The organism is Desulfobacterales bacterium, from assembly GCA_021647905.1.
GTDB lineage: Bacteria > Desulfobacterota > Desulfobulbia > Desulfobulbales > BM004 > JAKITW01.
This window is the reverse complement of sequence record JAKITW010000093.1, coordinates 1-9,615: the sequence shown is the minus strand read 5'-3', so window position 1 is coordinate 9,615 and position 9,615 is coordinate 1. Positions and strand designations below refer to the sequence as shown.

Annotated in this window: 7 protein-coding genes; 5 read left to right on the top strand and 2 right to left on the bottom strand. The window is 58.1% G+C overall.

Features of this window, described 5'->3' with window-relative positions:
* The first annotated feature begins 531 nt into the window (after positions 1–531).
* Complete coding sequence (locus L3J03_11520) at positions 532–2,349, top strand: YcaO-like family protein (GenBank protein MCF6291608.1); 1,818 nt, start codon at positions 532–534, stop codon at positions 2,347–2,349.
* On the opposite strand, the gene L3J03_11515 is transcribed toward L3J03_11520, so the two are convergent.
* Positions 2,253–2,531: a hypothetical protein gene (locus tag L3J03_11515; GenBank protein ID MCF6291607.1), complete on the bottom strand. Its 279-nt coding sequence runs from the start codon at positions 2,529–2,531 to the stop codon at positions 2,253–2,255. The genes L3J03_11520 and L3J03_11515 overlap by 97 nt on opposite strands.
* 290 nt (positions 2,532–2,821) lie before the next feature.
* Here L3J03_11515 and L3J03_11510 point away from each other — a divergent pair, with 290 nt between their 5' ends.
* From L3J03_11510 to glgP, 4 genes are all read left to right on the top strand, one after another.
* Complete coding sequence (locus tag L3J03_11510) at positions 2,822–3,232, top strand: M67 family metallopeptidase (GenBank protein ID MCF6291606.1); 411 nt, start codon at positions 2,822–2,824, stop codon at positions 3,230–3,232.
* Positions 3,233–3,414: 182 nt separating this feature from the next.
* Positions 3,415–4,458: an MBL fold metallo-hydrolase gene (locus tag L3J03_11505; protein ID MCF6291605.1), complete on the top strand. Its 1,044-nt coding sequence runs from the start codon at positions 3,415–3,417 to the stop codon at positions 4,456–4,458.
* Between the two features lie 361 nt (positions 4,459–4,819).
* Positions 4,820–6,130: a phosphopyruvate hydratase gene (gene eno / locus L3J03_11500; protein ID MCF6291604.1), complete on the top strand. Its 1,311-nt coding sequence runs from the start codon at positions 4,820–4,822 to the stop codon at positions 6,128–6,130.
* A 31-nt stretch (positions 6,131–6,161) separates the two neighbouring features.
* The gene (gene glgP / locus L3J03_11495) at positions 6,162–8,690 is read left to right on the top strand and encodes an alpha-glucan family phosphorylase (protein ID MCF6291603.1); all 2,529 of its coding nucleotides are present in this window, start codon (positions 6,162–6,164) and stop codon (positions 8,688–8,690) included.
* A gap of 47 nt (positions 8,691–8,737) precedes the next feature.
* Here glgP and folE2 read toward each other — a convergent pair whose 3' ends face one another.
* The gene (gene folE2 / locus L3J03_11490) at positions 8,738–9,472 is read right to left on the bottom strand and encodes a GTP cyclohydrolase FolE2 (GenBank protein MCF6291602.1); all 735 of its coding nucleotides are present in this window, start codon (positions 9,470–9,472) and stop codon (positions 8,738–8,740) included.
* Between the last annotated feature and the right edge of the window lie 143 nt (positions 9,473–9,615).

The following is a 9,615-nucleotide window of genomic DNA, read 5'->3' as shown; positions in this document are numbered from 1 at the left end:
CTACCAACGGCCGCTCCATTGAGAAGGGCCGGCTGTTCATAAACAGGCTATCAAGCAGGAACTCGCTTCGCCGCAACGGCGATTCGGAACCCATAAGCATATCCTGCCGAAGTTGTTTCAAATTCCGTTTTTGCCGTCACGGCCGCGGCTCAGGGTCCGCTACACCGTTCGGTATAAGAAAACCCCTTTCCCGGTCCAACCTCAAACGTACGGGGTTTACCGAAACCTTACTATTTGAAAGTCGTGCCGGCCGAACGGTAATCCCTGACAGCCCGGCCAGGAACCGGGCCATTGTCCGGCAACAGCACTTTATACCACCTTGTATCATAAAACACTTGACAAAGGAAAATGGTTTGGACATGTTCTGCATCCACTGGCAACACCTGACAGCGCAACCTGTTTTACTGATCACCGCAACAGACAACCCAGCATGGCTGGACCACATTTGCCCGGCCACGACGAAACAATGAAGGACCTCACTCCGGCATGGCAAGGCCAGCGCCTGGTGACGACTTTCATGCAAAAAGGATCATGAACAAAACAACCCGGCGCCCGGCCATCCCCGCCCCGATCATTCATGGGGATTGTTTCAAACATTATACCTATGACCAGGACAAGGTCTGCACCCCGGAGGAGACCATTGCCAGGCTCAAACAGAAACTGGCCGAGGTCAAGCTTGATATCCTGAATGGTGTGCAACGGGTCGACAGCGGCCGGCTGGATATCCCGGTCTACTTCAGTATTTGCGGCAGGGAAGCCTATGAGGTCATCCGCAACAAGAAGCAGTTGGGCAAGGGCTGCACCCCGGCCCAGTCCCAGGCCAGCGCCTGTATGGAACTGGTCGAGCGGTTCAGTTTTTTCAGATTCAAGCAGAATCCGGCCAACTTCATCCGGGCCACCCATGCCGAACTCAAGGCCGAGGGTCTGCCCCTGCTGCCGCTCAACTACCTGCTCCAGTCAGTACACGATGAAACCACTTCAGAGGAAACATTAGCCCGGCTGATCGCGGACATCCCCAGCCAGTGGGCCTGGGCCACCAGCCTCAACCGGGGCGAGATGGTCCTGGTTCCCTTTTCCTGGTTCTATGCAATCAATGAGTTCAACGGCCCCTCGGCCGGTAACTCATACGAGGAGGCGATTCTGCAGGGGCTCTGTGAGATCGTCGAGCGCCACGTCTCCGCCCTGGTGACCCGCCAGCGGATCAAGGCCCCGCGGATCGATCCTGATTCAATTACCGATCCGGTGGCGGCCGAGCTGCTGCGGAAATTCACCCGCCACGGGATCCAGGTTTATCTCAACGACTTCACCCTGGATACCGGTATTCCCACAGTCAGCGCGATGGCCATTGATCCATCCACCTTTCCGGAAACCAGCGAGATAGTCTATACCGCCGGTACCACCCCGGAACCCAACAAGGCCCTGATCAGGGCCCTGACCGAAGTGGCCCAGATGTCCGGGGATTTTCACACCAAGTCCAACTACGAGGCCAGCGGCCTGCCCAAGCCCCTGTCCCTGGATGAGGTGGATTACATTGTCAACCCCGGTCAGAGTGTAAAGTTAAGCGACCTGCCCGATCTCGGCGACAACAACATGAAGGTGGAGATTGATCGCTGTCTGGCGGCCCTGGCCAGGCTGGGCATGGAGGTATTCCTGGTCAATGTGGCGCACAATGAGCTGCAGATTCCGGCGATCTACACCATTGTGCCCGGAGCCCATTTCCGGGAGCGTTCCATGAGCAGAAACGCCGGACTGTTCGCTGCCAAGCTTGCCCACGAGCAGATCAGCGACCCAGACGCCCAGATTGAGCAGCTCAATAAAATGAGCGCGATTCTGCCCCAGGCCTATTTTATCGAGTTTTACCTGGGCAAGAAAAAGGCGGCGGCAAATCGCTTCCAGGAGGCCATGGCTCACTTCAATCAATCCCTGAAACTGAACCCCGAGGCCGAGGATCTTCCCTACATTTATGCCTTCATGGGGGAGAGTCTGAAAGACATGGGCCAGTACCAGGAGGCGATCAGGGTCCTGCGCCTGGGTCTTGAACAGGATGAGGAGCGGCAGGACCTGCACAACCTGATGGGATTCTGTCATTATAAACTGGATGAATATGAAACCGCGGTCAGCCATTTTTCCCGCAGTATTGAAGTGGATCCCTCCCAGGCCATTGATTTTTTCAACCTCGGGGTCAACCTGCGCAAGCTCGGCCGTATTGACGAGGCGATCCACAACTTCAAGATCGCTCTGAGTATGGAGCCTTACATGGAGATGGCCCGCACCCATCTGGATGAGTTGTTTGCCGAGCAGAACCGCCGGACCGCCGGGAAAAAGTCTGGTGGCGCCACCTCCGGCTGAGGCGATCGGCCCGGCCGGAAGTCGGCACCGCCTTCCGGCTGCCGTAAACATTCAGTAAACCCCCTCCTATCGGGAAAGGGGTTTTCTTCTACCAACGGCCGCTCCATTGAGAAGGGCCGGCTGTTCATAAACAGGCTATCAAGCAGCAACTCGCTTCGCCGCAACGGCGATTCGGAAGCCATAAGCATATCATGCCGAAGTTGTTTCAAATTCCGTTTTTGCCGTCACGGCCGCGGCTCAGGGTCCGCTACACCGTTCGCTATAAGAAAACCCCTTTCCCGGTCCAACCTCAAACGTACGGGGTTTACCGAAACCTTACCGGCTGCTGGCCCGGATTCAGGTCCATGTTCCAAGGATTGTCAGTCTCGCAACAACCCGCGAGACGGACGTGTGTCATGTTGTAACTTGTTGATTTTATTCGGTGGCATTTGAAGCATTTCGGGTTGTTACGGGTTCATCAAGGATTGCAGCGATGATTTTACGGATTGAAGAAAGAATTCTGGCCGCCATGCTGGCGCACGGCCGGCGGGAGGAGCCCAATGAGGCCTGTGGCTACCTGGCTGCCAGGGACGGGGTGGTGGTCCGTCATTTCGAGTTGACCAATATAGATGCCGCCCCTGATCACTACAGCGCGGATCCGGCGGAACAATTTGCCGCCATCCGCCGGATGCGGGAAGAGGGTTTGCAGGTGGCGGCGCTGTACCACAGCCATCCCGAGACCCCGGCCCGGCCTTCTGTAGAGGACATCCGCCTGGCCCATGATCCTGACATGGTTTATGTTATCGTCAGCCTGATGGCCGGGGTGGTGCCGGTCCGGGCCTTTAAAATCAACCGGGGCGAGGTCGTTGAGGTGCCCCTGCACGTAAAAGCCGCAAGCAGGTAGCTGGATCCGTACGCCTTGGAGCAGGGTGCTGGTAAACGCTTACCGGCCGGTGGTTTCCGTAAATCTGTAGTCCTGGTGAACGGTTAGGTTGAAAAAAAATCTCCCTGTAACGGGATGTCCGGCGCCGGGGGGGGCCGGCATGCCTTGTTGGGAAACTTCCCGGCCGGAGCAGAATGGCTGCCATGTCAAGTCGTTTGCCGTTGTCCTTTATCAAGTCCGCCCATGCCTCTGCAAGGGGGGACTCTACCCCTGTCCAGACCCAAGGGCTCAGCCTCAGGGAGATCGCCCTTGCAAAACTTCATCATGCGAACGGCCGGTTCCGCAACCCCTTCTCCGGGGTGGCCCAGGGAAGCCCGTGGCCGGTGATAAAATGGAAACTGTTTTCCAGAAACCGGTTCAAGGCCCTGTACGCTGACGAGCGCGTTGTTCCCGTTTCCATAGACTGGGAGCCTGTAAGGCAAAACAATGGGCTTTCCGTCACCTTTCTCAAGCATGCCAGCGTAATGATCAAGGACCAGGATAAATATCTCCTGGTGGATCCCGCCTTTTTCAGCCCCTCCCGGTTTATCAAGGATTTTACCCCGCTGGCCTTTGACATCGGGGAAATGCCCCGGCCACACCATCTTCTGATTACCCATGGTCATTACGACCACCTGGATATACCGACACTTAATTCATTGCCAAGAGAAACCCACCTGATCACGCCGCTGGGCTACGATGAAACTTTTAATGAACTTGAGATGAAACAACGTATCCGGATGGATTGGTTTGATACTTTTGAAGAGGGGGACCGGGAAATCACGCTGCTGCCCTGCAACCACTGGACCATGCGTAATCCCCTGACCGGTCCCGACCGGTCGTTATGGGGTTCCTATCTGATCAAGACCGCCACCGGGCCGGTGATTTATGTTTCAGGAGATACCGGTTATTTTGATGGCTTCCGTGAGATCGGCGAACAATTTCCCATTGACCTTGCGATTATCAACCTTGGCGCCTATGAGCCCCGCTGGCTCATGGGTCCCACGCACATGAACCCGGCCGAGGCGGTTCAAGCCTTTAAGGAACTGGGCGCGGAACGCCTGCTCATTGTTCACTGGGGATCATATCGTCTGGGGGACGAACCCGTTCATCTGCCGTTGATCGAGGTTCGCCGGGAGCTGGAGAAACAGGGTCTCCTGGATCGCCTGGTGCCGCTCAACCATGGCGAGACCCTTTTTGGCCTGTAAGGGATGGATATCCACGGGATCGGGCTTTCGGGTGGAGCCGGATAGGTGTAGTATGGAGATCTTGTTTATATGAAGGTCGTCACCAAGCACTGTGCCGGCCGCCGGAGTGACGCCTTTCATTGTTTCGTTGTGGCTGGGCAAATATGATGACCTCGTAACAACCCGAAAGGCTTCAAATGCCATCCAATAAAATCAATAAGTTACAACATGATACACGTCCGTCTCGCAGGTTGTTGCGAGACCGACAAATATGGCCCGGCCATGGTATTGAACGGTTACAATTTTCCATTGGCAGACCACCCGATGATTGCTGAAGCAAACCCCTGGCCGGGACATGGGACACAAAAAAAGGGAGGACAGGATGAAGAACAGATTCGCCATTCAATCAATTACGGCCCGTGAAATTCTTGATTCCCGTGGAAATCCGACCGTGGAGGTGGATTGTGAACTTGGGGATGGAACCCGGGCCCGGGCCGCCGTGCCCTCCGGGGCCTCGACCGGCAGCCGTGAGGCCGTGGAGTTGCGCGACGGCGACCTTAAACGGTTTCGCGGCAAGGGGGTGTTGCAGGCCGTGGCCAATGTCAACGAGAAAATAGCGCCACAGATCCGGGGCATGGATGTCCGCGGCCAGGCCCGGATCGATCAGGTCATGATAACGCTGGACGGCACCCCCAACAAGGCTCGACTGGGCGCCAACGCCATGCTCGGGGTGTCACTGGCCGTGGCCCGGTCCGCGGCCCGGGCCAGCGGGCTGCGATTGTTTCAGTACCTCGGCGGTCCAGGGGCGACCCGTTTGCCGGTGCCCCACATGAACATCCTGAATGGCGGTGTCCATGCCCACTGGCAGGGGGCTGATTTCCAGGAATACATGATCGCGCCCTATGGCGCCTCCAGTTTCCGTCAGGCCCTTGAGTGGGGAAGCGAGGTATACCACGCCCTGCAGGCAATACTTGAAAAAAAAGGCCTGTCGGTCGGGGTGGGCGATGAGGGCGGTTTTGCCCCCCACGTCCGTTCCAATGAAGAGCCCTTTGAATTAATTACCACCGCGATTACCGCCGCCGGCCTGAAGCCCGGCCGGGATGTGGGCATTGCCTGCGATCCGGCGGCCAGCGAGTTCCACGAAGACGGCCGCTACCATCTGCGCAGCGAGGAGACAAGGCTGGACTCCGAGGCAATGGCCGCCTATTACCAGAAACTGGCAGATACCTATCCGCTGGTTCTGCTGGAAGACGGGATGGCCCAGGATGACTGGGACGGTTGGAAAATACTCATGCGCCGGCTGGGCCGCCGCATGGAACTGGTCGGCGATGATCTGTTCTGCACCAATGTGAATTTGATTGCCCGCGGCATCAAGGAGGGGGCGGCCAACGCGGTGTTGATCAAGCTCAACCAGATCGGCACCCTGACCGAGACGATCGCCGCCACCCGGATGGCGCGTGACCACGGCTGGGGCGCCTTTGTCTCGCATCGCTCCGGGGAAACAGTGGACAGTTTCATCGCCGACATGACCGTGGCCCTGGATACCGGTCACCTCAAGACCGGGGCCCCGGCCCGGGGTGAACGGGTGGAAAAATACAACCAGTTGCTGCGGATCGAGGAGGAGTTGGGGCCCGCGGCCCACTATGCCGGAACCGGCGCCTATGTTGTCCCGCCCGGAGCGGCGGACGATTGACCGGTGAACCGCGGGACAGGGGAGTCTTTTCATGACGATCTCATACAGCATGGCGTCGGCCGATCTTCCGGAAGAACTGGCCGAACTGCAGGAACTCGCCCTTGACCTGCGCTGGTCCTGGTGCCATGCGGCGGATGAACTGTGGCAACGGATCGACCCCGAACTCTGGAGTACTACCCGTAATCCCTGGCTTATTCTCCAGGTGGTCAGTAGAAAATATCTGCTCCGCTTGGCCGCGGACCCTGATTTTACGGACCTGCTGCGAAAACTGCGCCGGGAACAGTGTGCCGCCCACCAACGGCCGGCCTGGTTCCAGCAGACCCGGCCGAAGACGGATTTGTCCGCAATTGCCTATTTCAGCATGGAGTTCGGCCTGGACGAGTCACTGCCCATCTACTCCGGCGGGCTCGGGGTGCTGGCCGCTGATTATCTCAAGGCCAGCAGTGAACTCGGCATACCCGTCATCGGTATCGGTCTGTTATACCAGCAGGGATATTTTCGCCAGGGGCTGGACGCCCAGGGCAACCAACTGGCCTTCTTCCCTTACAACGATCCCACTGAACTGCCCATCCGGCCGGTACGTAACCATGAGGGCGAATGGCTCTTCGTGGAAGTGGAGTTACCCGGCCGGATACTGCGGCTGCGTATCTGGCAGGTAGTGGTGGGCCGGGTTGTCCTCTATCTCCTGGACAGCAACGACCCGCTCAACAGTCCGGCCGACCGGGGGATCACCAGCGAACTCTATGGCGGCAATGATGAAATGCGGCTGCAGCAGGAGATCGTGCTGGGGATCGGCGGCTACCGTGTCCTGCAGGCCCTGCGGATCACCCCGGAAATCTGTCATCTCAACGAGGGGCACGCGGCCCTTGTCGTTCTGGAACGGGCCCGTTTCTTCATGATCCAACACCAGGTTCCCTTTGACGTGGCCTTGACCGCCACCCGGGCCGGCAACCTGTTTACCACCCATACCCCGGTGGAAGCCGGCTTTGACCGTTTTGTTCCCTGGTTGTTCGAACAATACCTGGGCGAGTATGCCGCAGACCTCGGGATTCGGTTCAATGACCTGCTGGCCATGGGACGAACCGGCACCCGGGGAAGAGACAGCGAAGAACCCTTTCATATGGCCTGGCTGGCCATGCATGGTTGCGGCGCGGTCAACGGGGTCAGCCAACTGCACGGCCGGGTCAGCCGCGGTATATTTCAACCGCTCTTTCAACGCTGGCCGACCGGGGAAGTGCCGGTCGGCCATGTTACCAACGGCGTGCATGTGCCGAGCTGGGACTCCCGGGAATCCGACCGTCTGTGGACCGGGACCTGCGGCAAGGAACGTTGGCGCGGGGACCTGCAGGACCTTGAAACGGCGATCATGGAAGTTCCTGAGGCGCGGTTATGGGAAATGCGGACCCGGAACCGTCTGGGCATGATCACCTGGTTGCGCCGGCGACTGGCCCGGCAACAGGATTTACACGGTCCGGCGCTCCCTCGACCGCCGGCAGTGGAAACGATTTTTGATCCGAATGTTCTGACCCTTGGTTTTGCCCGCCGCTTTACCTCATACAAACGTCCTGATCTGTTGCTGCACGAACCCCGACGGTTGGCGCGCCTGCTCGTTGACAGCGACCGACCGGTACAGCTGGTCCTGGCCGGCAAGGCCCATCCGCAGGACCATGAAGGACAGGCGATGATCCATGCCTGGATCGGTTTTATCCGTGAGTTTAACCTGGAACAGCGAGTTGTTTTCCTGGTTGACCACGATCTGCTGGTTGCGGAACACCTGGTGCAGGGCGTTGATCTCTGGATCAATACCCCGCGTCGTCCCTGGGAGGCCTGTGGCACCAGCGGCATGAAGGTACTGGTCAACGGCGGCCTGAACGTCTCGGAACTGGACGGCTGGTGGGCCGAGGCGTGGAACCCGGAGGTGGGCTGGTCATTGGGGGACGGGGGTCTGCATGATAATGATCCGGCCTGGGACGCTAAAGAGGCTCATGACCTGTATGCCCTGCTGGAGAATGAGATTATTCCCGCCTTTTATCAACGTAACGCCAGGGGGATCCCGAAACGCTGGGTGCAGCTCATGCGGCACAGCATGGCCGGGTTGACCCCCCGTTTTTCCGCTAATCGAATGGTGCGGGAGTATACGGAAAAGTATTATCTCGAAATGGCTGCCGCGGTTAATCTGCGCACCACCGACGCCACGATCGCCCGGGAGATCAATCTCTGGAAAACATCGCTTGAGCAGCACTGGTCCCGCATTCATTTCGGCCGCCTGGAAAGCAGGACCGTTGACAAGGACACCACCTTCACCATCCAGGTCTATCTTGACGATCTCGACCCGGAGGCGGTACAGGTCGAACTATACGCGGATTCCCAGGGAGAAGATGGGGCTGAAATCTATCCGATGACAAAGGTCAAACCCCTTACCGGGGCTGTGCACGGTTATATGTATACCCATACGGTCAGGGGCCAACGGCCGGCAACCGATTATACGGTCCGGGTCGTTCCCTTTCATCCGGATGCAAAGGTCCCGCTGGAGGCCAACCAGATTTTATGGGAGCGCTGAACAGGAAGGCGGGGGCGTTGTTCATGACCCGCGGCGCGGTACTTGTATTACAACTCGTCGCTGTCGATGTAGGCATAGGCGCTGTGCTTGTGGATCGATTCAAAGCTCTCCACCCCCACTGAAAACCAGCGGATATCAGGGTGGTCCCGGCCCAGTTCCGCCACCTTGCGGACCACGTCCTCGACAAACATCGGGTTATGGTATGCCTGTTCGGTAACGTATTTTTCATCCGGTCGCTTGAGCAGGGCAAACACCTCGCTGGAGGCCCCGGATTCCACCATGGCGATCAGGTCCTCCACCCAGACGAATCCGCTGAACTTGACGTTGAGGTTGATCTCGGCCCGCTGGTTGTGGGCCCCGATTTCGCTGATTTCCTTGGAGCAGGGGCAGAGGGTGGTGGCCGGCACCCAGACCGACAGGATGAAATCCTCGTCCCGGCCGAGCATCCCGGTGAAGCGGCAGGTATACTCCATCAGGCTCGGGGTCATGGAGACCGGGGCCTTTTTTTCAATGAAATAAGGGAAGGTCATCTCGATATGGGCCGCCTCGGCCTGGAGTTCGGCCTTGACCTCCGACAGCAGCGACCGGAGGATGTCCACGTTCATATCGTCCTGATACTTGTTCAACACCGAGATAAAGGTGGAGACGCAGGTACCGCGGTAACGGCTGGGCATCTTTGCATGCAGGTTGATGCTGGCCACGGTTTCCTGGAGCCCCCCTGACTTTTCCCGGACCTTGACCGGGTACCTGATGTCCTTGATGCCGACGGTGTTCAGTTTCATGTCCTTTTTTCTTGTTGGTAAGGTTTCGGTAAACCCCGTACGTTTGAGGTTGGACCGGGAAAGGGGTTTTCTTATAGCGAACGGTGTAGCGGACCCTGAGCCGCGGCCGTGACGGCAAAAGCGGAATTTGAAACAACTTCGGC